Source organism: Pseudomonas sp. RL_5y_Pfl2_73, assembly GCF_963970515.1.
Classification (GTDB): domain Bacteria; phylum Pseudomonadota; class Gammaproteobacteria; order Pseudomonadales; family Pseudomonadaceae; genus Aquipseudomonas.
The window spans coordinates 15,417-39,808 of the sequence record NZ_CAXAPD010000013.1 but is presented as its reverse complement, the minus strand read 5'-3'; the positions used below and the strand labels follow the sequence as shown (position 1 = coordinate 39,808).

Sequence of the window (24,392 nt, the reverse complement as noted above, 5' to 3'; positions counted from 1 at the left end):
CCTGCTCGCGATGAGGCTCTTAAAGGCAACAAATCCCTTGCATTTGGCCCCTGAATCTCCATCCGCAGCGCTTCTAAGCCTCTCTGGTCCCATATCAGCCTGTCACCGGTCAACTAACTATGCACCATGCGCATCTGGGGGATAGGTGCGTGGCGGCTCTTGTGATAACATCCGGCGGTTTCCAAGGCTGCCTCGCGAGGTGGCCTTTACTGCGCAGATCCATGGCATAACTCGTTGATTTGTCGTAAGTCGCTGCACGGCACTTGTTCTGCAGCGGCGAGCTTCGTTCGTCCCATCTGGATGTGACGAGGTTTCACCAGAAAAAGGAATCAGGCTTCTCATGGGCGAACTGGCCAAAGAAATCCTCCCGGTCAATATCGAAGACGAGCTGAAACAGTCCTACCTCGACTACGCAATGAGCGTAATCGTCGGGCGGGCGCTGCCGGATGCGCGCGATGGCTTGAAGCCCGTGCACCGGCGTGTGCTGTTCGCGATGAGCGAGCTGGGCAACGACTTCAACAAGCCGTACAAGAAATCTGCCCGTGTCGTCGGCGACGTGATCGGTAAGTATCACCCCCACGGCGACACTGCCGTGTACGACACCATCGTCCGGATGGCCCAGCCATTCTCCCTGCGCTACCTGCTGGTAGATGGTCAGGGCAACTTCGGCTCCGTGGACGGCGACAACGCCGCGGCCATGCGATACACCGAAGTGCGCATGACCAAGTTGGCCCACGAGCTGCTGGCCGACCTGCACAAGGAAACCGTGGACTGGGTGCCGAACTACGACGGCACCGAAATGATCCCGGCGGTGATGCCGACCCGTATCCCGAACCTGCTCGTCAACGGCTCCAGCGGTATCGCCGTGGGCATGGCGACCAACATCCCGCCGCACAACCTCGGTGAAGTCATCGACGGTTGCCTGGCCCTCATCGACAACCCCGAGCTGACCGTCGATGAGCTGATGCAATACATCCCCGGTCCAGACTTCCCGACCGCCGCGATCATCAACGGTCGTGCCGGCATCATCGAAGCCTACCGCACCGGCCGTGGCCGCATTTACATGCGCGCCCGCTCCACCGTCGAAGACATCGACAAGGTGGGTGGTCGCCAGCAGATCGTCATCACCGAACTGCCGTACCAGTTGAACAAGGCTCGCCTGATCGAGAAGATCGCCGAGCTGGTGAAAGAGAAGAAGCTCGAAGGCATTACCGAGCTGCGTGACGAGTCCGACAAGGACGGCATGCGTGTCGTGATCGAGCTGCGTCGTGGCGAAGTGCCTGAGGTGATCCTCAACAATCTCTACGCCCAGACCCAACTGCAAAGCGTGTTCGGCATCAACATCGTTGCGCTGATCGACGGCCGCCCGCGGATCCTGAACCTCAAGGACCTGCTGGAAGCCTTCGTGCGTCACCGTCGCGAAGTGGTCACCCGCCGTACCGTGTTCGAGCTGCGCAAGGCTCGCGAGCGTGGCCACATTCTCGAAGGCCAGGCCGTTGCCCTGTCGAACATCGACCCGGTCATCGCCCTGATCAAAGCCTCGCCAACGCCGTCGGAAGCCAAGGAAGCGCTGATCAGCACCCCTTGGGAGTCCTCCGCGGTGGTGGCCATGGTCGAGCGCGCTGGCGCCGACTCGTGCCGCCCGGAGAACCTGGACCCGCAATACGGCCTGCGCGAAGGCAAGTACTTCCTGTCCCCGGAACAGGCGCAAGCCATCCTGGAACTGCGCCTGCACCGCCTGACCGGGCTGGAGCACGAGAAGCTGCTGGCCGAATACCAGGAAATCCTCAACCAGATCGGCGAGCTGATCCGCATCCTCAACAGCGCCACGCGCCTGATGGAAGTGATCCGAGAAGAACTGGAAGTGATCCGCGCCGAATACGGCGACGTGCGCCGCACCGAGATTCTCGATGCGCGCCTGGACCTGACCCTGGGTGACATGATCCCGGAAGAAGAGCGCGTGGTGACCATTTCCCACGGTGGCTACGCCAAGACCCAGCCGCTGGCCGCCTATCAGGCCCAGCGTCGCGGCGGCAAAGGCAAGTCGGCAACAGGCGTCAAGGACGAGGACTACATCGCTCACCTGCTGGTCGCCAACAGCCACACCACGCTGCTGCTGTTCTCCAGCAAAGGCAAGGTGTACTGGCTCAAGACCTACGAAATCCCCGAAGCATCCCGTGCCGCCCGTGGCCGTCCGTTGGTCAACCTGTTGCCGCTGGACGAGGGTGAGTACATCACCACCATGCTGCCGGTGGAGGAATACACCGAAGGTCACTACATCTTCATGGCTACCGCCAACGGTACCGTGAAGAAGACCCCGCTGGAATCTTTCAGCCGCCAGCGCAGTGTCGGCCTGATCGCCCTGGAGCTGGACGAAGGTGACGTGCTGATTTCCGCCGCCATCACCGACGGCGAGCGTGAGGTCATGCTGTTCTCCGACGGTGGCAAGGTCACTCGCTTCAAGGAATCCGACGTGCGCGCCATGGGCCGTACCGCCCGCGGTGTGCGCGGCATGCGCCTGCCGGAAGGCCAGAAGCTGATTTCCATGCTGATTCCCGAAGAAGGCAGCCAGATCCTCACTGCCTCGGCGCGTGGTTATGGCAAGCGCACGGCCATCAGCGAGTTCCCTGAGTACAAGCGTGGCGGCCAGGGTGTGATCGCCATGGTCAGCAACGACCGTAACGGTCGTCTGGTCGGCGCTGTCCAGGTGCTCGATGGCGAGGAGATCATGTTGATCTCCGACCAGGGCACCCTGGTGCGCACGCGAGTCGCCGAAGTGTCGAGCCTGGGCCGTAACACCCAGGGCGTGACGCTGATCAAGCTGGCCAGTGATGAAACGCTGGTAGGGCTTGAGCGAGTCCAGGAGCCATCGGAAGTCGAAGACGAGGAGCTGGAAGGCGAGGAAGGTGAGAACGGCGTAGCGTTCGACGGCACCCTGGGTGCCGATGTCGACGACGTGACCGGCGACCAACCACTCGACGCTGCCGCAGACGAAGAAGAACCGCAGGACTAAGCGAACACGCAGGGGGCGAATGAAGATTCGCCCCCTTGTTGTTTGTTCCGTTTGAAAATTTGCGACACTGCACATTCCCCTATGGGGTGATGCTGCTCCCCTGAGGTTTCATGCCTTGAGTGAACGGCCCCCTGTGGGAGCGAGCTTGCTCGCGATGACGGACTGGCATTCAACATCAATGTTGACTGTTGCGCCGCTATCGCGAGCAAGTTCGCTCCCACCGTTAGTGCGGTGCAGACCCAAAGATTTATGTGACCACCAGATCAGAGCGAGATTGGATGTGAGCAAGAGAGCCTATAACTTCTGTGCCGGCCCGGCGGCGCTTCCTGAGGCGGTCCTGAAGCGTGCTCAGGGTGAACTTCTCGACTGGCACGGCAAGGGCCTGTCGGTCATGGAAATGAGCCATCGCAGCGATGAGTTCGTGTCCATTGCCACCAAGGCCGAGCAGGACCTGCGTGATCTGCTGAACATTCCGTCCAATTACAAGGTGCTGTTCCTGCAGGGCGGCGCCAGCCAGCAGTTCGCCCAGATCCCGTTGAACCTGCTGCCGGAAAGTGGCAAGGCCGACTACATCGACACCGGTATCTGGTCGCAGAAAGCCATCGAAGAAGCTTCGCGCTACGGTCACGTCAACGTGGCTGCCACCGCCAAGCCCTACGACTATTTCGCGATCCCAGGCCAGAACGAATGGAGCCTGTCCAAGGACGCGGCCTACGTTCACTACGCGCCGAACGAAACCATCGGTGGCCTGGAATTCAACTGGATCCCGGAAACCGGCGACGTGCCATTGGTGGCCGACATGTCTTCGGACATCCTCTCGCGCCCTGTGGATGTCTCCCGTTTCGGCATGATCTACGCCGGTGCCCAGAAAAACATCGGCCCTAGCGGCATCCTGGTCAGCATCATCCGGGAAGACCTGCTAGGGCGTGCCCGTTCCCTGTGCCCGACCATGCTCAACTACAAGGTCGCGGCCGACAACGGCTCGATGTACAACACCCCGCCGACCCTGGCCTGGTACCTCTCCGGCCTGGTGTTCGAATGGCTGAAGGAGCAGGGCGGTGTCGAGGCGATCGGCAAGCTCAACGAAGTGAAGCAGCGCACGCTGTATGACTTCATCGACGCCAGCGGTCTCTACAGCAACCCGATCAACAAGACCGATCGTTCGTGGATGAACGTGCCGTTCCGCCTGGCCGACGACCGCCTGGACAAGCCGTTCCTGGTCGGTGCCGACGAGCGTGGGCTGTTGAACCTCAAGGGCCACCGTTCGGTCGGTGGCATGCGTGCCTCCATCTACAACGCCGTCGACATCAACGCCGTCAATGCGTTGATCGCCTACATGGCAGAGTTCGAGAAGGAACATGGCTGATGTCTGAGCAAGAACTCAAGGCGCTGCGCCTGCGCATCGATGCCCTGGACGAAAAAGTCCTGGAGCTGATCAGCGAGCGTGCGCGCTGCGCCCAGGAAGTCGCCCGGGTGAAGATGGCCTCCCTGGCTGAAGGCGAAGTGCCGGTGTTCTATCGTCCTGAGCGTGAAGCTCAGGTGCTCAAGCGTGTCATGGAGCGCAACAAGGGGCCGCTGGGCAACGAAGAGATGGCGCGGTTGTTTCGCGAAATCATGTCGTCGTGCCTGGCACTCGAGCAGCCGCTGAAAGTCGCCTACCTGGGCCCGGAAGGCACCTTCACCCAGGCTGCAGCCATGAAGCACTTCGGTCATGCGGTGATCAGCAAGCCAATGGCGGCCATCGACGAAGTCTTCCGTGAAGTCGCCGCTGGCGCGGTGAATTTCGGCGTTGTGCCGGTGGAGAACTCCACCGAAGGCGCGGTCAACCACACGCTGGACAGCTTCCTCGAACATGACATGGTGATCTGCGGCGAAGTCGAGCTGCGTATCCACCATCACCTGCTGGTCGGCGAGAACACCAAGACCGACAGCATCAGCCGGATCTACTCCCACGCCCAGTCGTTGGCCCAGTGCCGCAAGTGGCTGGACGCCCATTACCCGAACGTCGAGCGCGTAGCGGTATCGAGCAACGCCGAAGCGGCCAAGCGGGTCAAGGGTGAGTGGAACTCGGCGGCGATTGCTGGCGATATGGCGGCCGGCCTCTACGGGCTGACTCGCCTGGCCGAGAAAATCGAGGATCGCCCGGACAACTCCACGCGGTTCCTGATGATCGGCAGCCAGGAAGTACCGCCGACCGGCGACGACAAGACCTCGATCATCGTTTCCATGAGCAACAAGCCCGGCGCGCTCCATGAGCTGCTGGTGCCGTTCCACGACAACGGTATCGACCTGACGCGGATCGAGACCCGTCCGTCGCGCAGCGGTAAATGGACCTACGTGTTCTTCATCGATTTCGTCGGCCACCACCGCGATCCGCTGGTAAAAGGTGTGCTGGAGAAAATCAGTCAGGAAGCAGTGGCACTCAAGGTGCTGGGTTCCTACCCCAAGGCAGTTCTTTAAGGGCGGATAGCAAATGAGTGGCAACTTTCTCGCTCTGGCTCAGCCAGGCGTGCAACAACTCTCGCCTTACGTTCCGGGCAAGCCCGTGGACGAACTGGCCCGCGAGCTGGACCTGGATCCGGCCAGCATCGTCAAGTTGGCGAGCAACGAAAACCCGTTGGGCGCGAGCCCCAAGGCACTGGCGGCGATCCGCGACGAACTGGTCGAGCTGACCCGTTACCCCGATGGCAATGGGTTTGCATTGAAAAGCCTGCTGGCCGAGCGCTGTGGTGTCGAGCTGGACCAAGTGACGCTGGGTAACGGCTCCAACGACATTCTTGAGTTGGTGGCGCGCGCGTACCTGGCGCCAGGTCTCAACGCCGTGTTCAGCGAGCACGCGTTTGCGGTCTACCCGATCGCGACCCAGGCCGTCGGGGCCGATGCCCACGTGGTTCCGGCCAAAAACTGGGGGCACGATCTGCCGGCCATGCTGGCCGCCATCGACGCCAACACCCGCGTGGTTTTCATCGCCAACCCAAACAACCCGACCGGCACCTGGTTCGACGCTCAGGCCCTGGACGACTTCCTGCAAGACGTGCCCGCGCACGTGCTCGTGGTGTTGGACGAGGCCTACATCGAATACGCCGAAGGCAGCGATTTGCCCGATGGCCTGGATTTCCTCGCGGCCTACCCGAACCTGCTGGTTTCGCGCACGTTCTCGAAAGCCTACGGCCTGGCCTCGCTGCGGGTTGGCTACGGCTTGTCCACCGCCGTGGTGGCCGATGTGCTGAACCGCGTGCGCCAGCCGTTCAACGTCAACAGCTTCGCCCTGGCCGCCGCCTGCGCCGCCTTGCAGGATGAGGCCTACCTGGCTGAAAGCCGTCGCCTCAACGCGGCCGGCATGCAGCAGTTGGAAGCGGGGTTCCGGGAGCTGGGTCTGGGCTGGATTCCATCCAAAGGCAACTTCATCTGCGTCGACCTGGGGCGTGTCGCCGCGCCGGTGTACCAGGGGTTGTTGTGCGAAGGGGTGATCGTGCGTCCGGTGGCCAATTACGGCATGCCGAACCACCTGCGCATCACCATCGGCCTGCCAGCGGAAAACGGCCGTTTCCTTGAGGCGTTGAGCAAGGTTCTGGCTCGTGGTTGATGTCACCTCGCTGCAACCTGTTGGCCCTATGATCGGTCGCCTGGTGGTGGTCGGTCTGGGGTTGATTGGCGGTTCGTTTGCCAAGGGCTTGCGTGAAAGCGGCCTGTGCCGCGAGGTGGTCGGTGTCGACCTGGATCCGCAGTCGCGCCAGCTGGCCGTGGCGCTGGGGGTGGTCGATCGCTGCGAGGATGACCTGGCGATCGCTTGCCAGGGTGCGGACGTGATCCAATTGGCGGTGCCGATCCTGGCCATGGAAAAACTGCTGGCGCGTCTGGCCACCATGAACCTGGGGCAAGCGATCCTGACCGACGTCGGCAGCGCCAAGGGCAACGTCGTGCGTGCGGCCGCTGAGGCCTTCGGCGGGATGCCGGCGCGCTTCGTGCCTGGTCATCCAATTGCCGGTTCCGAGCAGAGCGGGGTGGAAGCCTCCAACGCCGAGCTGTTTCGTCGCCACAAAGTGATCCTCACGCCGCTGGACCAGACGGATCCAGCCGCGCTGGCGGTGGTGGACCGTTTGTGGCGCGAGCTGGGCGCCGATGTCGAGCACATGCAGGTCGAGCGTCACGATGAAGTGTTGGCGGCCACCAGCCACTTGCCGCACCTGTTGGCGTTCGGCCTGGTGGATTCGTTGGCCAAACGCAATGAAAATCTTGAGATCTTCCGTTACGCTGCCGGCGGTTTCCGCGATTTCACGAGAATCGCTGGAAGCGACCCGGTCATGTGGCACGACATCTTCCTCGCCAACCGCGAAGCTGTCCTGCGCACACTCGATACATTTCGCAGCGACCTCGACGCCTTGCGCGACGCGGTCGATGCAGGGGACGGGCACCAATTGCTGGGCGTTTTCACACGCGCCAGGGTGGCCCGCGAGCATTTCAGTAAAATCCTGGCCCGTCGGGCCTATGTGGACGCTATGAACTCCAACGATCTGATTTTCCTGGCACAACCTGGTGGCTCCCTGAGTGGGCGTATTCGTGTACCAGGCGATAAATCAATTTCCCACCGTTCGATCATGCTCGGCTCCCTGGCCGAAGGCGTGACCGAAGTGGAAGGCTTTCTTGAAGGTGAAGACGCCCTGGCGACGCTGCAAGCGTTCCGCGACATGGGCGTGGTCATCGAAGGCCCGCACCACGGTCGCGTGACCATCCACGGTGTTGGCCTGCACGGTCTCAAGCCGGCCCCGGGCCCGATCTACCTGGGTAACTCCGGGACCTCGATGCGCCTGTTGTCCGGCCTGCTGGCCGCTCAGAGCTTCGACAGCACCCTGACCGGTGACGCTTCGCTGTCCAAGCGGCCGATGAATCGCGTCGCCAACCCCCTGCGGGAAATGGGGGCGGTGATCGAAACGGCGACCGAAGGTCGTCCACCCATGACCATTCGCGGTGGCAACAAGCTCAAGGGCCTGACCTACACCATGCCGATGGCCAGCGCCCAGGTGAAATCCTGTCTGCTGCTGGCGGGTCTCTATGCCGAGGGCAAGACCACCGTCACTGAACCGGCCCCGACCCGCGACCACACCGAGCGCATGCTGCGCGGCTTCGGCTACCCGGTCACGGTCGATGGTGCCACGGCGTCCGTCGAGTCTGGCAACAAGCTGACCGCTACCCATATCGAAGTGCCGGGCGACATCTCGTCATCGGCATTCTTCCTGGTGGCAGCCTCGATCGCCGAAGGCTCTGACCTGGTGCTTGAGCACGTCGGCATTAACCCGACCCGTACCGGCGTGATCGACATCCTGCGCCTGATGGGCGCCGACATCACCTTGGAAAACCAGCGTGAAGTGGGCGGCGAACCCGTGGCAGACCTGCGCGTACGAGCAGCTAAACTCAAGGGTATCGAGATTCCGGAAGCGCTGGTTCCGCTGGCCATCGACGAGTTCCCGGTGTTGTTCGTGGCGGCCGCCTGTGCAGAAGGGCGCACCGTATTGACGGGCGCCGAAGAGCTGCGGGTCAAGGAATCGGATCGCATCCAGGTGATGGCTGATGGCTTGCTTGCCCTGGGCGTCAAGTGCCAGCCAACGCCGGACGGCATCATCATCGACGGCGGCCAGATCGGCGGCGGCGAAGTTCATGGTCACGGTGACCACCGTATCGCCATGGCCTTCAGTGTGGCGTCTTTGCGCGCCAGCGCGCCGATTCGCATCCATGATTGCGCCAACGTCGCGACGTCGTTCCCGAACTTCCTGGCGCTGTGCGCACAGGTCGGCATTCGAGTAGCGCAAGAGGCACAGTCGTGAACATCAAGGCACCGGTCATCACCATCGATGGTCCGAGCGGTTCGGGCAAGGGCACTGTCGCCGGAATCCTGGCCAGGCAGTTGGGTTGGAACCTGCTCGATTCGGGTGCCTTGTACCGTCTGCTGGCCTTCGCCGCCGCCAACCACGGCGTCGACCTGACCAACGAAGAACTGCTCAAGGCGCTGGCCGCTCATCTGGACGTGCAATTCATTGCGGCGACCGACGGTCAGCTCCAGCGCATCATTCTGGAAGGCGATGAGGTCAGCGACGTCATCCGTACCGAAAGCGTGGGTGCCGGGGCGTCCCAGGTCGCCGCGCTGCCAGCGGTGCGCGAAGCCTTGCTGCAACGCCAGCGTGCCTTCCAGGAGCCGCCGGGGCTGGTGGCGGACGGTCGCGACATGGGCACGGTGGTTTTTCCCGATGCGCCGTTGAAGATCTTCCTCACCGCCAGTGCCGAGGAGAGGGCGCGTCGCCGATATTTGCAGTTGAAGGGCAAAGGCGAGGATGTTAGTCTGTCGAGTCTGCTAGATGAGATCCGTGCACGCGATGAGCGTGACACCCAGCGCGCAGTAGCCCCGCTCAAGCCGGCGGCCGACGCGATACAGCTGGATTCCACGGAGTTGTCCATCGATCAGGTGCTGCAACGCATCATGAGCGAGATCGCCATTCGCGATATCGCCGGGTGACCAGGAAGCTTCGCAGGGGACCAGTCATAGTCCTGCGATGCTTCTTTTATATGAAACTAACCCACATCGTCTGGGATGTGGAGGCGGGCGTATTCTTCGCCCTAATCAACAGGAATTAAAATGAGCGAAAGCTTTGCGGAACTCTTTGAAGAAAGCCTGAAAACCCTGAACCTTCAGGCAGGCTCCATCATCACCGGTGTTATCGTTGATATCGATTACCAAGCTCGCTGGGTAACCGTTCACGCTGGTCTGAAGTCTGAAGCACTCATCCCGCTTGAGCAGTTCTACAATGACGCTGGCGAACTGAACATCAACGTCGGTGACGAAGTTCACGTGGCGCTGGACTCGGTTGAAGATGGCTTTGGTGAAACCAAGCTGTCCCGTGAAAAAGCCAAGCGCGCTGAATGCTGGATCGTTCTGGAAGCGGCTTTCGCAGCTGAGGAAGTGGTCAAGGGCGTTATCAACGGTAAGGTTAAAGGCGGCTTCACTGTCGACGTTAACGGCATCCGTGCGTTCCTGCCAGGTTCCCTGGTTGACGTCCGTCCAGTGCGCGATACCACGCACCTGGAAGGCAAAGAGCTGGAATTCAAGGTCATCAAGCTGGACCAGAAGCGCAACAACGTTGTCGTTTCCCGTCGCAGTGTCCTGGAAGCCGAGAACTCCGCCGAGCGTGAAGCTCTGCTGGAATCGCTGCAGGAAGGCCAGCAGGTCAAAGGTATTGTCAAAAACCTCACCGATTACGGCGCATTCGTCGATCTGGGTGGCGTCGATGGCCTGCTGCACATCACCGACATGGCCTGGAAGCGTATCAAGCATCCTTCGGAAATCGTCAACGTTGGCGACGAGATCGATGTCAAGGTTCTGAAGTACGATCGCGAGCGCAATCGTGTTTCCCTGGGCCTCAAGCAACTGGGTGAAGATCCATGGGTCGCTATCAAAGCCCGTTACCCAGAAAGCACCCGCGTCACCGCTCGTGTTACCAACCTCACCGACTACGGCTGCTTCGCTGAGCTGGAAGAAGGCGTTGAAGGCCTGGTACACGTTTCCGAAATGGACTGGACCAACAAGAACATCCACCCTTCGAAAGTCGTGCAAGTCGGCGACGAAGTGGAAGTCATGGTTCTGGACATCGACGAAGAGCGTCGTCGTATCTCCCTCGGCATCAAGCAGTGCAAGTCCAACCCATGGGAAGACTTCTCTGGCCAGTTCAACAAGGGCGATAAAATCTCCGGCACCATCAAGTCGATCACCGATTTCGGTATCTTCATTGGTCTGGATGGCGGCATCGACGGCCTGGTTCACCTGTCCGACATCTCCTGGAACGAAGTGGGCGAAGAAGCCGTACGTCGTTTCAAGAAGGGCGACGAGCTGGACACCGTTATCCTGTCGGTTGACCCAGAGCGCGAACGCATCTCCCTGGGCATCAAGCAACTGGAAAGCGATCCGTTCTCCGAGTACGTTCAAGAGAACGACAAAGGCGCAATCGTTAAGGGCATCGTGAAAGAAGTTGACGCCAAAGGCGCCATCATCACCCTGGCCGACGATATCGAAGCGACTCTGAAAGCCTCCGAAATCAGCCGTGACCGCGTTGAAGACGCGCGCAACGTTCTGAAAGAAGGCGAAGAAGTAGAAGCCAAGATCATCAGCGTTGACCGCAAGAGCCGCGTAATCCAGCTCTCCATCAAGTCGAAAGACGATGCTGAAGAGAAAGAAGCAATCCAGAGCCTGCGCGACAAGCCAGCCGCTGACATTGCTGCTGGTCCTACCACTCTGGGCGACCTGCTGCGTGCACAAATGGAAAAACAGAACTGAGTTCTGTCAGACCATAAAAAAGGGCGACTTCGGTCGCCCTTTTTTGTGGCTGCGATTCCTTGTAGGTGCTGCCGAAGGCTGCGATCTTTTCGGCTTTGCCACGAAACCAACCTTCAAGCCTGGCTGTCTCTTTTGTTAAGCAAATCATCGCTCGTCCAATTCCTGCCCCATACTTGAAGCGCAAACGCCGCAAAGTCCTCAATCAAAGGATGCGAATGAACAAACTCTTCCTGATGCTGGCCCTACTAGCATTAGCCGGCTGCACCACAAGCGCCAAGACCCACGCAGTGCGTGGTGTCAGTGGTATCGAGGTCGACTGCTCGGGGTTGGGTTCCGGCTGGGAGAAGTGCCATAAGAGAGCGGCAAGAGAGTGCAAAGGGGCGGGTTACAAGGTGATTACCCGATCCGACGACGCGAAGGACGAAGATTGGTACCCCTTTGGCTTCAATCCGGCTGGCTATCTGACTCGCACGATGCTGGTCATCTGTCGATAGTATCTCCCTGCTTGCGCGGAAAGAGGCAGTAGGGGAGTCAAGAAGAATGTCAATACTTGGGCTGTTCAAATCCCTCCGGTCATGCTAAAACCTTTTCAAGCGATTTTCCTAGCTGCTTGAAAAAGAAGGGAAAAATATGACGAAGTCGGAGTTGATCGAACGAATTGTCACCCATCAAGGGCTACTCTCATCCAAGGATGTGGAGCTGGCCATCAAGACCATGCTTGAACAAATGTCCCAGTGCCTGGCTACGGGAGATCGTATCGAAATCCGTGGTTTCGGCAGCTTTTCCCTGCATTACCGCGCTCCGCGGGTTGGGCGCAACCCCAAAACGGGTCAGTCCGTCAGCCTTGACGGAAAGTTCGTCCCTCATTTCAAACCAGGCAAAGAGCTTAGGGATCGTGTGAATGAGGAGGAGGGGGATGAGCTCTGACGGAGCCCCAAAACAAAGGAGTTCTCATGCGGAACTTTAAACGCTTGGTCCTTGTCGTACTTGCGCTGCTCGTGGCTTCAGCTATCGTACTGTTCGTGCTTGAAAACAACCAGCCGGTGGCACTCCTGTTTCTAGGTTGGTCGGCTCCGCAGCTTCCTGTCTCGGTTTTCGTGATCCTGGCGCTTCTCGCTGGTATGATGCTGGGGCCGTTGCTCGCCTGGTTCATGGCCGCGCGTCGACGGTTGAAATAAGGATGCGTAAGCCCAGTAGTCTTGGAGTATGGAGCGCTGCCTGAAAATTTTTCTGACTATGGGTGCTTTTTGTTCGAATTAAATTTAGCTCAGTCTATTGTTAGACCCGCTGGTGCCTCTCCCGCCTTACCTTCTAATGCGTCCAGTTTTTCTGCAGGCGCGATGTCAAAAAAAAGGAGGCGAGGCATTTAAATGCAAAATAATCGTGTTGATGCGCGTGCCGCTGATGAAATCGATTTGGTCGAGTTGGCGCGTGGGCTTTGGGCTCAGAAGTGGTTGATCGTCGGCGTTACTTTGTTGGTGGCTATTGGTGCGACTGCCTACGCATTTCTAAGTAAGCCGGTTTATGAGGCCAAGCTTTTTCTCATGCCACCTACTCAGAATGATATTGCTGAGTTGAACTACGGCCGTGGAAAAAGTACTGAGTTGGGTATTTATTCCATTAATTATGTTTACGACGTATTTGCTCGGAATCTTCAGGGTGAATCTCTTCGTCAGAAATTCTTTAATGAAGTTTACCTTCCTTCGCTCGATGAGTTTGAGCGCAAGGGCGCGCTGGATCGTTTATATGATGGTTTTTCTCGAAAACTGGTGATAGATGGGGCCGGCAAAGGCACGCCTAATCGATATTCGATTACCGTTCAAGGTGTAGATCCTCGGCGGGCTACGGAATGGGCGAAGTATTACGTCCAGCTTGCAAGTGAAGCTGCTGAATCTGAATTAACCAAGAACGTCAGCGCCGAAGCCTCGGTTAGGGCGCGTAACCTGGAGCAGCGAATCATAAGCTTGCGCGAAAATGCGCAGCGCGTCCGGGAGGACCGCATCCAACAGTTGCGCGAAGCGTTGAAGGTGGCTGAGGCTATTGGTCTGAAATCACCTGCTATTAACTCTACCGCTGCAGTAGATATCACCGTGGAAACGGGCAATAAGATGGATTACCAGCGGGGTAGTAAGGCACTCGCGGCGGAAATTAATGCGCTGGAGTCCAGGTCTTCCGACGATGCTTTTATTAACGATTTACGCTCGCTTCAAATGAGATACAGTTTTTATCGTAAGTTGAAGATCGATCCTGAAAGTATTGCAGTTTATCGGCAGGATGGCAGTGTTGAGGTGCCGGAGAGTCCGATTAAACCAAGAAAAATGTTGATCTTGTTGTTGGGTGCTATTGCGGGTGGCTTGTTAGGGGTGGGCGCGGCCTTGGTTCGAATTGTTATAAGTCGAAATAAAGAGCAGTGAGTCATAGATGTAAAAAGTGGTTGGTGATAATTATGTATTTCTATTGTGGCGATTGTCGTCGACCAGCTATGTTTTTTGGTTCTTAGTGGAAGCCCGGGAAGCATAGAGATGCCGATTTGAGTGGTGATGTTCGTGTGAGCAAATACATCTAACAAACCGGCTTTCTTATGCGCGATGTTGAACTTTCCTTCCTTTTTGGGAAGGCTGCAGCATCGGAGCTGGCACAGGTAAACGGTGCTTGGCTGGCGGAAGTTCAGCCTTGGGGCTTCAGGATCGAATGATATTGTTTTGATGGCCTTTCGAGCGCATTGTCGCTCTGGAAAACTCTGATGGATCGTCGAAGCCGAACCCCCTATGATTGTGGCCCCTTTCAGTTTTGGCAGCCGCCAGGCAGCCCCAGGCAAAATGAGCGAGCGCCTTTTCTCGATGTCGCGGCGGTTGTGTATTGCCGCGGAATGGATTCACTCGACTGACGAATGAATCGATGAAGGTTCAATTACCCGTTATGCAGTCGTGGAAACGGGCAGGTAAAATCAAGGTGAGTTGGAAAGCATGACAGATATGAATGCGGTGATTGAAAAGTTCAAAAGTCGGCAGGCTTTGATTGGTATCGTTGGCCTCGGTTACGTCGGCTTGCCCCTGATGCTGCGCTACAACGCCATTGGTTTTAATGTCCTGGGTATCGATATCGATCAAGCCAAGGTCGAAAAGCTGAATGTTGGTCAGAGCTACATCGAGCACATCCCGGCTGCCAGCATCGCCAAGGCGCGTGAATCTGGCTTTGAGGCCACCGTCGATTTTAAGCGTGCCAGCGAGTGTGACGCGCTGATTTTGTGTGTGCCGACGCCGCTGAACAAGTATCGCGAGCCGGACATGAGCTTCGTGATCAATACCACCGATGCACTCAAACCGAATCTGCGTGCAGGCCAGGTGGTTTCGCTGGAAAGCACCACCTACCCAGGCACTACCGAAGAAGAGCTGCTGCCACGCGTGCAGGAAGGTGGCTTGGTAGTCGGTGAGAACATCTTCCTGGTCTACTCGCCAGAGCGCGAAGACCCGGGCAATCCGAATTTCGAAACCCGTACCATTCCAAAGGTCATCGGTGGCCACACGCCAAAATGCCTGGAAGTCGGTGTTGCCCTGTACGAGCAAGCCATTGACCAGGTTGTACAGGTCAGCTCCACCAAAGCTGCCGAGATGACCAAGCTGCTGGAAAACATCCACCGCGCGGTGAACATCGGCCTAGTCAACGAAATGAAGATCGTCGCCGACCGCATGGGTATCGATATCTTCGAAGTGGTCGATGCCGCGGCAACCAAACCGTTCGGTTTCACCCCTTACTACCCAGGCCCTGGCCTGGGCGGCCACTGCATTCCAATCGACCCCTTTTACCTGACTTGGAAGGCGCGCGAATACGGCCTGCACACCCGCTTCATCGAGCTGTCTGGCGAAGTCAACCAGGCGATGCCTGAGTATGTGTTGAACAAGCTGATGGATGGCCTGAACGAATCGGGCAAGGCGCTCAAGGGCAGCCGCATCCTGGTATTGGGCATTGCCTACAAGAAAAACGTCGACGACATGCGTGAATCGCCCTCCGTGGAGATCATGGAACTCATCGAGGCCAAGGGCGGAGTGGTCGCGTACAGCGACCCACATGTGCCGCAATTCCCGAAAATGCGCGAGCATCACTTTGAACTGGACAGCGAGCCGTTGACTGCCGAGAACCTGGCAAGCTTCGATGCAGTCGTCCTGGCGACCGACCATGACAAGTTTGACTATGCGTTGATCGAGTCCAAGGCCAAGCTGATCATCGACAGCCGTGGTAAATACCGCATCCCGGCCACGCACATCATCAAAGCCTGATCAGCATCGCTCGCCCGTCGATCCGCCTGTGCCCCAGGACCAGGCGGATTCCTTCGTTTTAAAGGAAGCCTCATGAAAAACTTCGCTCTCATCGGTGCCGCAGGCTATATCGCTCCTCGGCATATGCGCGCCATTAAAGATACCGGTAACCGCCTGGTCTCCGCCTACGATATCAATGACTCGGTAGGCATCATCGACAGCATTTCACCGCAAAGCGAATTCTTTACCGAGTTCGAGTTCTTCCTTGATCACGCCCACAGCCTCAAGCGCGACCCAGCGACCGCCTTGGATTACGTATCAATCTGCTCGCCCAACTACTTGCACCAACCGCACATTGCCGCCGGTCTGCGCCTGGGCTGTGACGTGATCTGCGAAAAACCGCTGGTGCCGACCCCGCAGCAGCTAGACCAATTGGCCCTGATCGAGCAGGAAACCGGAAAGCGCCTGTTCAACATCCTGCAGCTGCGCCATCACCAGGCAATCATTGCCTTGAAGGACAAGGTTGCTCGCGAGAACAACCCGCACAAGTATGAAGTCGACCTGACCTACATTACTTCCCGTGGCAAGTGGTACCTGCAAAGCTGGAAAGGTGACCCACGCAAGTCCTTCGGCGTAGCCACCAACATCGGCGTGCACTTCTACGACATGCTGCATTTCATCTTCGGCAAGCTGCAGCGTAACGTTGTGCACTTCACTTCCGAACACAAGGCGGCCGGTTACCTGGAATACGAGAAAGCACGCGTACGCTGGTTCCTGTCGGTCGACGCCAACGACCTGCCGGAATCGGTGAAGGGCAAGAAGCCGACTTACCGTTCGATTACCGTCAACGGTGAGGAAATGGAGTTCTCCGAAGGCTTCACTGACCTGCACACCACCAGCTACGAGGAAATCCTGGCTGGGCGTGGTTATGGCATCGAGGATGCTCGCCACTGCGTGGAGACGGTAAACACCATTCGCAGCGCGGCCATCGTCGTGGCAGCGGACAACGAAGCGCATCCGTTCGTCCAAGCCCTTTCTCGCTGACCGGCGAGACAACACGGGTGGCTTTGCGCCACCCGTTTTGAAGTTTCCCAAGCAGGATCGCAAACCAGCGTGTCGAACGATAATTCCAACAAGCCAAACGAAGCGGGTGCAATGCGCCACGCGCGCAGTATTCGTCTCGATATTCAGGGCTTGCGTGCAATCGCGGTGCTGGCGGTCATGCTTTATCACGCCAATAGTGGCTGGCTGAAAGCCGGCTATGTTGGCGTCGACATCTTTTTTGTCATCTCTGGCTTCATCATAACGGCATTGTTGACCGAGCGAAGCGACAAGGTCGATCTTGTTTCATTCTATGCCAGCCGCATCAAGCGCATTCTGCCCGCGTATTTCGTCATGCTGGTGGTGGTGTGCGCGCTGTCCGCGCTTCTGTTTCTGCCTGATGACTTTGCATTTTTTCTCGACAGCCTGAAGTCCTCGGCGCTGTTTACCAGCAACCAGTACTTCTCTGGCTTCGGCAGTTATTTCGCGCCGCGGGTCGATGAATTGCCGCTTCTGCATACCTGGTCCTTGGCCATTGAGATGCAGTTCTATCTGTTCTTCCCAGTGCTGGTCATTTGCTTGCCAAAGCAATGGCGTCTCATGGCGTTTGCCTTGCTAGCCGCCAGTCTGTTTGCCTGGAGCGGCTACCGTGGACTGGGCGAATCGCAGGAAGGGATGTACTTTGCCCTGTCGGCACGGATTCCCGAGTTCATGGTCGGTGCCATCGTTGCCTTGCTGATGCGCCAGCGTGAGCTCCCCATGTTGCTGGCAAGCGTGTTCGGTGGGCTGGGCGCAATCCTGCTGGCTTGGGCGGTGCTGGCTATCGATAAGCAACACTTCCCAGGCTTCTGGTCCATCCTGCCTTGTGTTGCGGCAGGGCTGCTCATCGTCGCCCGGCGTGGCCCGGTCAGCGCGTTGCTGGCCACTCGGCCGATGGTCTGGATCGGCGGCATTTCCTATTCGTTGTACCTGTGGCATTGGCCGGTGCTGGCGTTCATTCGCTATTACACGGGGCAGTACGAGCTGACGGCTGCATGGTTGCCGATTTTCGTGGCCAGCTCTGTTCTGCTGGCATGGCTTTCCTATCGCTTGGTCGAAACACCCGCCAGAAACGCTTCCGGCATGCGCCAGATGCCCAAGTGGGCTGCAGTCGGTGTTGTGGTCGTGCTGGTGGTGTGGGGGGGGCAACGTGTCAACGCCTCGCTGGTCGCTCCGTTGCCTGTGGAACTCACCCGTTATGCTGCTCCAGAGCTTATTTGTCACGGCACCCAAGTGGGCGCGTGCAAGCGAGGCAAGGATGCTGAAGTGTCCGTCCTGGTAATTGGCGATAGCCACGCTGCCCAATTGAACTACTTCTTCGACCAGGTGGGCGAAGAGCAGGGCGTCGCTTACCGTGTGCTCACTGCCAGCAGTTGCGTGCCTATCCCCGGCTTCGACTTTGAACGCCTGCCAGTTTGGGCGCAAAAACCTTGCCGCGCGCAGATCGAGGCTGTGGCTCGTGAGTTGCCGAAGGTGGAGCGGGTGATCATCGCAGGCATGTGGCAGTACCAGATGCAGAGCCAAGCATTCGCCAAGGCGTTTGCTGAATTTCTCGTCGATACTGCAGGAGCCCATAAACACATCGTGGTGCTTGCTCAGGTACCAATGTTTGAAACGGACGTGCAGCGGGTAAGGCGCTTTACCGAGCTTGGCCTGCCGGCGCCATTGACATTCAATCACGAGTGGCAGGTTGCCAACCAGCAAGTTCAGGCCATTGTCGACCGCACGCCTGGTGTGCGTTTCCTGGACTTTTCCAATAGCAGCTTCTTTGCCGCTGCGCCTTATCAGCAAGGCTTGCTCATCTACCGTGACAGCCACCACCTCAACGAGGTAGGTGCAAGGCGTTATGGGCACTATGCTGCCGAGCCACTGCAGCGTGCTTTCGATCAACCTCAGTCCAATGTGAGTCTGAAGCCATGAATTACTATCAGCACCCAAGCGCAATCATCGATGAGGGCGCACAGATCGGTGAGAACTCCCGTGTCTGGCACTTTGTCCATGTTTGCGCGGGCGCCCGCATCGGTGTCGGCGTTTCGCTCGGTCAGAATGTGTTTGTGGGCAACAAGGTCGTGATCGGCGACCGCTGTAAGGTCCAGAACAATGTGTCGGTCTACGACAATGTCACGCTGGAAGAGGGCGTGTTTTGTGGCCCCAGCATGGTCTTCACCAATGTCTATAACCCGCGTTCGCTGATCGAGCGCAAGGACCAGTACCTCGATACGCTGGTAAAAAAGGGCGCGACGCTTGGCGCCAATTGCACCATCGTCTGCGGCGTTACCATTGGTGAATATGCCTTCGTCGGTGCTGGCGCGGTCATCAACAAGAATGTACCGGCCTATGCATTGATGGTGGGTGTGCCCGCACGGCAGATTGGCTGGATGAGCGAATTTGGCGAGCAATTGCAGTTGAACGAGCAGGGCGAGGCCTTCTGCTCGCATACGGGAGCGCGCTACGTGCTGAACGGAAAACTTTTGAACAAGACGGATGCCTGAGCATGATTGAATTCATTGACCTGAAAAGCCAGCAAGCACGCATCAAGGACAAGATCGATGCCGGCATCCAGCGCGTCTTGAGCCACGGCCAGTACATTCTCGGCCCAGAGGTAGCGGAACTCGAGGAAAAACTTGCTCAGTTTGTTGGCGCCAAACACTGCATAACTTGCGCCAATGGCACCGATGCCTTGCAGATCGCTCAAATGGCCTTGGGCATAGGCCCTGGCGACGAGGTGATCACTCCGGGCTTCACCTATATAGCCACTGCCGAAACAGTTGCGTTGCTGGGTGCCAAGCCTGTCTACGTAGACATCGACCCACGTACCTACAACCTTGATCCACAATTGTTGGAGGCGGCGATTACGCCGCGCACTAAAGCGATCATCCCGGTCTCGCTGTATGGCCAGTGTGCTGATTACGATGCGATCAACGCCATTGCGGCCAAACATGGCATCCCAGTGATCGAGGACGCTGCGCAGAGCTTTGGTGCCTCGTACAAAGGCAAGCGCTCGTGCAACCTGACGACCGTTTCCTGCACCAGTTTCTTCCCTAGCAAGCCGTTGGGTTGCTATGGCGATGGCGGCGCGATCTTTACCAATGACGAAGCGCTGGCTACTGTCATTCGGCAAATTGCCCGGCATGGCCAGGATCGCCGTTATCACCATATCCGGGTTGGGGTGAACAGCCGACTGGATACCCTGCAAGCGGCCATCCTGTTGCCCAAGCTTGAAATCTTCGAAGAGGAGATTGCGCTGCGTCAGCAAGTGGCGGGTTGGTACGACGTGGCCCTCAAGCAGGCGGGCGTCGACACTACCCCTTTCATCGAGGCAGGCAATATCAGCGCCTACGCGCAATATACCGTGCAAGTGGACGATCGGGATGCTGTCCAGAAACGATTGCAGGCCGCCGGCGTTCCGACTGCCGTGCATTATCCTATCCCACTGAACAAGCAACCTGCAGTGGCGGACGAAGCATCGTCGTTGCCAGTTGGTGACAAGGTTGCCACTCGCGTGATGAGTCTGCCTATGCACCCCTATCTGGACAAAGTTTCCATCGATACCATTTGTGCTGCGTTGACGAGCTGACGGATGTACATACTTGCTCGGGCCGACAGGTCTGTCCCGGTGGATACCGTTTTGGTTTTCGCCTGCTTTGCCGCTGCTCTGTGGGTGAACACTTATTCCATGGTTCTTCTCCATGAGTATATGGGCGCCGCCAACAAGTCTGTCGATGTCGGGCTGTATCTGTTGATTCTGGCGTTTGCCAGTGCGGGGCTGTGTGGCGGAGGGATTCGCAGGCTAGACCATTCTTTGTGCTTATCTCCTTCCCGTTCAAGATATCTTGGAGTGTGAAGCGATGAGCGCAATCTTCATCAAGCGCGTGGCGCGAGTATTGGTGGGCACACTTGGCGCTCAGCTGATTACCATCGGCGTCACCCTGCTGCTGGTTCGTCTGTATTCCCCTGCCGAAATGGGTGATTTTAGTGCGTGGCTTTCGTTCGCTACCATTTTTGCGGTGATGGTCACCGGGCGCTATGAGTTGGCAATCTTCGCCACTAAGGCGGAAAACGATTTTCATGCCGTGATCAAGCTTGTATTGCTACTCACCCTATCAATTACCATTTTAGTGGCTGGCGGTCTTGTATTGGCAGCGCCTTTTATGGACGCACTGCCTGCTGTAGTGGGTGATTATTGGTTGGCCCTGGCAATCGTGTCGTTGGGCTTAGGTGCAAACAAACTGGTCCTGTCCCTCCTAACCTTCCAGCAGTCCTTTAACAGGCTGGGAGGCGCGCGTATCAGCCTTGCTGCCTGCATCGCAGTCGCCCAAGTGTCCGCTGCTTATTTATTAGGCGGTGTCTCGGGTCTTATCTACGGCCAATTGTTCGGCGTCATCATTGCCACGGCGCTGGCGGCTATCTGGGTTGGTAAACCGTTGATCGTAGCCTGTGCTGCGACGCCTTGGCGCGCGGTGCGGCAAAGCGCGGTGAAGTACATAAACTTCCCCAAGTTTTCCTTGCCCGCAGACCTGATCAACACGGTCGCCAGTCAGATTCCGATCGTGCTGTTGGCAACGAAGTTCGGCGGGGAGAGTGCGGGCTGGTTCGCTTTGACACTGAAAATCATGGGCGCTCCTATCTCCTTGCTAGCCGCCTCGGTACTTGATGTCTTCAAGGAGCAAGCTGCCCGTGACTATCGGGAGATGGGAAGCTGCCGCAGCATCTTCATCAAGACCTTCAAGCTACTCGCAGTACTGGCGCTCCCCCCCTTCGTAGCCTTCTGGTTCGTAGGTGAATGGGCGTTCAGTTTCATATTTGGCGACGCCTGGGCTGAATCAGGGCGCTATGCCGTGTTGATGATTCCGCTGTTCTACATGCGGTTCGTCGTCAGCCCCCTGAGTTACACGATCTATATCGCGCAGCGGCAGAATCTGGACTTGGTGTGGCAGCTGACCCTGCTGGCCTTGACGTTTGCCTGCTTCACCCTGCCGGATACCGTGGATTCGGTGTTGTGGTTCTACTCCATGGGCTATGCAATCATGTATTTCATTTATTTCTGGATGTCCTTCTACTGCACCAAGGGAGATGCCAAGTGATCGTTGTTGTGGATTATGGTGTAGGGAACATCGCCTCGGTCTTGAATATGCTGAAGCGAGTGGGCGCCAAAGCCAAGGCATCGAACAGTCGTGAGGATATCGAGCAGGCGGACAAACTCATTCTGCCAGGGGTGGGCGCTTTCGACGCTGGCATGCAGACACTGCGAAAAAGCGGCCTGATCGAGGTGTTGAATGAGCAGGTGCTGGGCAAGCAAAAGCCGGTAATGGGTGTATGCCTCGGCAGCCAGATGCTTGGCAATGGCTCTGAGGAGGGCAGCGAGCCTGGCCTTGGCTGGATCGACATGGACATAGTCCGTTTCGAGAAACGTGAGGGACGCAAGGTGCCGCACATGGGTTGGAACGAAGTTACTCCTCAGTTGCAGCACCCAATTCTGACGGGGCTCAATCAGCTGAGCCGTTTCTATTTTGTCCACAGTTATTACATGTTGCCGCGACATGCGGAGAACACCTTGCTGACCGCTAACTACGATCAACAGTTTACCGCCGCAGTGGTCAGGGACAATATTTTGGGCTTTCAATTCCATCCGGAAAAAAGCCACAAATTTGGTATGCAACTATTCAAGAATTTCGTGGAGTTGGTCTGATGGTCAGGAGGCGCGTAATTCCCTGCTTGTTGCTTAAAGATCGCGGCCTGGTCAAAACCGTGAAATTCAAAGAGCCGAAGTACGTCGGCGATCCCATCAATGCCATCCGGATCTTCAACGAGAAGGAAGTCGATGAGCTGGTGTTGCTCGACATTGAGGCTTCAAAACTCAACCGTGAGCCCAACTACGAATTGATCGCCGAGGTGGCGGGTGAGTGTTTCATGCCCATTTGTTATGGGGGGGGGATCAAAACCCTAGAGCATGCCGAGAAGGTGTTTGCCCTCGGTATCGAGAAAATTTCCATTAATACGGCTGCGCTCGCCGACCTTTCGCTGATCCGTCAAATCGCCGACAAGTTCGGGTCGCAAAGCGTCGTGGGGGCCATGGATTGCCGGAAGGGCTTCTGGGGCGGGTATTCTGTATACTCGGAAAACGGCACAAAAGATACCAAACGCTCCCCGGTCGAATGGGCCCAAGCACTTGAGGCGGCAGGGATTGGCGAAATCTTCCTGAACTCAGTCGATCGTGACGGCACACAGAAGGGTTTCGATACTGCGCTGGTAGAAAGCGTTGTTTCCGAGGTGCACGTACCTGTCATCGCTTGCGGTGGCGCTGCTTCCACGGCAGACCTGATTGAGCTTTTTGACCGTACTGGCATTTCTGCCGTGGCGGCAGGCAGCCTTTTTGTGTTCCACGGCAAGCATCGCGCCGTACTGATCAGCTATCCAGACATCAACAAGTTGAGTGCTGGATAAGAAAAAATGAAATTTCTCAAAGGTAGCGTCTCTTGGAAGCCCTTCGGCTTTACAGGCTCTTCGCTGCCTTGATTGTCATACAAATCGCGCCTGCTGCTGGGTTGTCCAATCAGGCAGGCCGATGAAACGTTTTGGAGGTGGGTAGTGGTGAAGGTCTGTTCGCGCTGTGTCATGGATACATCTGACGCTGAAATCGTGTTCGATGATGCGGGAGTGTGCAATCACTGCCACAAGTTTGACAATGTCCAATCCAAGCAACTGTTCACCGATGCTAGCGGTGAACAGCGCCTCCAGAAGATCGTCGATCAGATCAAAAAAGAGGGGGCCGGCAAAGAGTACGACTGCATCATTGGCCTTAGCGGCGGAGTGGACAGCTCCTACTTAGCCCTGAAGGTCAAGGACTTCGGGTTACGCCCACTCGTGGTGCATGTGGATGCAGGCTGGAATAGCGAGCTGGCTGTCAGTAACATCGAAAAAATCATCAAGTATTGCGGGTATGACCTGCATACCCATGTGATGAACTGGGAAGAAGTTCGCGAGCTGCAATTGTCTTATATGAAGGCTGCCGTTGCCAACCAAGACGTGCCGCAAGATCACGCATATTTTTCTAGTATGTACCGTTTTGCCGTGCAGAATAATATCAAATATATTTTGAGTGGTGGGAATCTCGCGACTGAAGCGGTGTTTCCTGATACCTGGCATGGCAGTGCGATGGATGCGATCAATCTCAAGGCAATTCATAAGAAGTATGGTGAGCGGCCGTTGCAAGATTATAAAACCATCAGTTTCTTGGAGTACTATTTCTGGTATCCGTTTGTCAAAGGTATGCGGACTGTGCGCCCGCTTAACTACATGACTTATGACAAGTCTAAGGCGGAACTGTATTTGCAGGAGACGATTGGCTATCGCTCGTATGCCCATAAGCATGGAGAGTCTATTTTTACGAAGCTATTCCAGAATTATTATCTCCCCAAAAAATTTGGTTATGATAAGCGAAAGTTGCATTACTCCAGCATGATCCTCTCTGGTCAGCTGACTCGTAAAGAGGCCCTTGAGAGATTGGCGCAACCATTGTATGACCTTGATGAGCTGCAGTATGATATTGAGTATTTTTGCAAAAAGATGCGAATTTCCACTTCGGAATTTGAAGCGCTGATGAGTGCGCCCATACATGATTATTCTGATTTTAATAATTGGGATTCGCGTAAGAACTGCATGAAGAAGCTTCAGAACATAGTTCAGCGGATTCTGGGTCGGCGCATAAATGTTTACTCTTGAG

Annotated in this window: 20 protein-coding genes; all 20 read left to right on the top strand. The window is 57.1% G+C overall.

The genetic code is table 11. From position 1 onward, the window contains the following. The first annotated feature begins 340 nt into the window (after positions 1–340). On the top strand, positions 341–3,013 hold the full coding sequence (gene gyrA, locus AACY42_RS14505) for a DNA gyrase subunit A (RefSeq protein WP_339480238.1): 2,673 nt from the start codon (positions 341–343) through the stop codon (positions 3,011–3,013). Positions 3,014–3,293: 280 nt separating this feature from the next. Further along, positions 3,294–4,379: a 3-phosphoserine/phosphohydroxythreonine transaminase gene (gene serC, locus AACY42_RS14500; RefSeq protein WP_339480237.1), complete on the top strand. Its 1,086-nt coding sequence runs from the start codon at positions 3,294–3,296 to the stop codon at positions 4,377–4,379. Further along, positions 4,379–5,473: a prephenate dehydratase gene (gene pheA / locus AACY42_RS14495; RefSeq protein WP_003199233.1), complete on the top strand. Its 1,095-nt coding sequence runs from the start codon at positions 4,379–4,381 to the stop codon at positions 5,471–5,473. The genes serC and pheA overlap by 1 nt, the downstream gene beginning before the upstream one ends. Before the next feature lie 13 nt (positions 5,474–5,486). Further along, complete coding sequence (gene hisC, locus AACY42_RS14490) at positions 5,487–6,599, top strand: histidinol-phosphate transaminase (RefSeq protein ID WP_339480236.1); 1,113 nt, start codon at positions 5,487–5,489, stop codon at positions 6,597–6,599. A gap of 28 nt (positions 6,600–6,627) precedes the next feature. Next, positions 6,628–8,835 (top strand): bifunctional prephenate dehydrogenase/3-phosphoshikimate 1-carboxyvinyltransferase, encoded by a 2,208-nt coding sequence (locus tag AACY42_RS14485; RefSeq protein WP_339480482.1) that lies wholly within the window; start codon positions 6,628–6,630, stop codon positions 8,833–8,835. Further along, positions 8,832–9,521, top strand: coding sequence for a (d)CMP kinase (gene cmk / locus AACY42_RS14480; protein ID WP_014337227.1), 690 nt, complete (start codon positions 8,832–8,834; stop codon positions 9,519–9,521). The genes AACY42_RS14485 and cmk overlap by 4 nt, the downstream gene beginning before the upstream one ends. A gap of 120 nt (positions 9,522–9,641) precedes the next feature. Continuing rightward, complete coding sequence (rpsA, locus tag AACY42_RS14475; RefSeq protein WP_058543229.1) at positions 9,642–11,333, top strand: 30S ribosomal protein S1; 1,692 nt, start codon at positions 9,642–9,644, stop codon at positions 11,331–11,333. A 215-nt stretch (positions 11,334–11,548) separates the two neighbouring features. Then, positions 11,549–11,827: a hypothetical protein gene (locus AACY42_RS14470; RefSeq protein WP_339480235.1), complete on the top strand. Its 279-nt coding sequence runs from the start codon at positions 11,549–11,551 to the stop codon at positions 11,825–11,827. A gap of 136 nt (positions 11,828–11,963) precedes the next feature. After that, the gene (gene ihfB, locus AACY42_RS14465) at positions 11,964–12,260 is read left to right on the top strand and encodes an integration host factor subunit beta (protein WP_003199243.1); all 297 of its coding nucleotides are present in this window, start codon (positions 11,964–11,966) and stop codon (positions 12,258–12,260) included. Positions 12,261–12,286: 26 nt separating this feature from the next. Continuing rightward, entirely contained in the window at positions 12,287–12,511 is a 225-nt protein-coding gene (locus tag AACY42_RS14460; protein WP_339480232.1) for a lipopolysaccharide assembly protein LapA domain-containing protein, read from the top strand. A gap of 192 nt (positions 12,512–12,703) precedes the next feature. Then, complete coding sequence (locus tag AACY42_RS14455; protein ID WP_339480231.1) at positions 12,704–13,747, top strand: LPS O-antigen chain length determinant protein WzzB; 1,044 nt, start codon at positions 12,704–12,706, stop codon at positions 13,745–13,747. A gap of 552 nt (positions 13,748–14,299) precedes the next feature. Further along, complete coding sequence (wbpA, locus tag AACY42_RS14450; RefSeq protein ID WP_339480228.1) at positions 14,300–15,610, top strand: UDP-N-acetyl-D-glucosamine 6-dehydrogenase; 1,311 nt, start codon at positions 14,300–14,302, stop codon at positions 15,608–15,610. A gap of 72 nt (positions 15,611–15,682) precedes the next feature. Then, positions 15,683–16,633 (top strand): UDP-N-acetyl-2-amino-2-deoxy-D-glucuronate oxidase, encoded by a 951-nt coding sequence (wbpB, locus tag AACY42_RS14445; protein ID WP_339480227.1) that lies wholly within the window; start codon positions 15,683–15,685, stop codon positions 16,631–16,633. Positions 16,634–16,744: 111 nt separating this feature from the next. Continuing rightward, entirely contained in the window at positions 16,745–18,589 is a 1,845-nt protein-coding gene (locus tag AACY42_RS14440) for an acyltransferase family protein (protein ID WP_339480481.1), read from the top strand. Further along, on the top strand, positions 18,586–19,161 hold the full coding sequence (gene wbpD, locus AACY42_RS14435; RefSeq protein WP_339480224.1) for a UDP-2-acetamido-3-amino-2,3-dideoxy-D-glucuronate N-acetyltransferase: 576 nt from the start codon (positions 18,586–18,588) through the stop codon (positions 19,159–19,161). Before AACY42_RS14440 ends, wbpD begins: the two co-directional genes overlap by 4 nt. A gap of 2 nt (positions 19,162–19,163) precedes the next feature. Next, a complete protein-coding gene (locus AACY42_RS14430; protein ID WP_339480222.1) occupies positions 19,164–20,246 on the top strand; it encodes a DegT/DnrJ/EryC1/StrS family aminotransferase in 1,083 nt (360 codons plus the stop codon). A 271-nt stretch (positions 20,247–20,517) separates the two neighbouring features. After that, on the top strand, positions 20,518–21,753 hold the full coding sequence (locus AACY42_RS14425; RefSeq protein ID WP_339480220.1) for a lipopolysaccharide biosynthesis protein: 1,236 nt from the start codon (positions 20,518–20,520) through the stop codon (positions 21,751–21,753). Next, a complete protein-coding gene (gene hisH / locus AACY42_RS14420) occupies positions 21,750–22,358 on the top strand; it encodes an imidazole glycerol phosphate synthase subunit HisH (RefSeq protein WP_339480217.1) in 609 nt (202 codons plus the stop codon). The genes AACY42_RS14425 and hisH overlap by 4 nt, the downstream gene beginning before the upstream one ends. Then, complete coding sequence (locus AACY42_RS14415) at positions 22,358–23,113, top strand: AglZ/HisF2 family acetamidino modification protein (RefSeq protein ID WP_305489168.1); 756 nt, start codon at positions 22,358–22,360, stop codon at positions 23,111–23,113. Before hisH ends, AACY42_RS14415 begins: the two co-directional genes overlap by 1 nt. A 144-nt stretch (positions 23,114–23,257) precedes the next feature. After that, the gene (locus AACY42_RS14410; protein ID WP_339480208.1) at positions 23,258–24,391 is read left to right on the top strand and encodes an N-acetyl sugar amidotransferase; all 1,134 of its coding nucleotides are present in this window, start codon (positions 23,258–23,260) and stop codon (positions 24,389–24,391) included. Position 24,392 lies beyond the last annotated feature (1 nt).